The organism is Neisseria sp. P0021.S006, from assembly GCF_051956895.1.
In genome coordinates this window covers 1-472 of the sequence record NZ_JBQCWZ010001170.1, presented here as the reverse complement: position 1 = coordinate 472, position 472 = coordinate 1, and the positions used below count along the sequence as shown (strand labels likewise).

1 protein-coding gene is annotated in these 472 nt (G+C 41.7%); it reads right to left on the bottom strand.

Annotated elements, in window-relative coordinates; all coding sequences use genetic code 11:
- On the bottom strand, positions 1 to 117 hold a 117-nt coding region (locus tag ACTHUM_RS19300), incomplete at its 3' end, for an acyl carrier protein (RefSeq protein WP_440403902.1).
- Between the last annotated feature and the right edge of the window lie 355 nt (positions 118 to 472).

The following is a 472-nucleotide window of genomic DNA, read 5'->3' as shown; positions in this document are numbered from 1 at the left end:
GTCCAGAGAGTCAGCACCCAAATCGTCTTGGAAAGAGGATTCGTTTTTCACTTCGGCTTCGTTTACGCCCCGTTGTTCAGCAACAATTTTTTTAACTTGTCGTTCGATGTTCGACATGTCAGTCGTTCCTTTTCGCCCTGCGGCAGGTTGTTTAAGGGAAATAATTCGTCGGTATTGTACCTAATTTGGATAGAGTTTTCCATCTAATCCTGCATTTTAGCACAGATTATTCTGGAAACACCTGTTGTTGCGCATATTAGCATATGCTGATTTTAACCTACAAGCAGGAATTTGTTTTTCCTTGGTATCAATAAGTTAATAAGCGGAAAGGTCGTCTGAAAAATGATTTCCCCGTTTTCCGACGACCTTTTCTTCAATCAAGGCAGATTTGGGATAACCCAAGTAGCGTGGGCTTTGCCCACGAAATCCACCACCCAACAAATAAATCCGAAAACAGGCAAATAGACTTTCA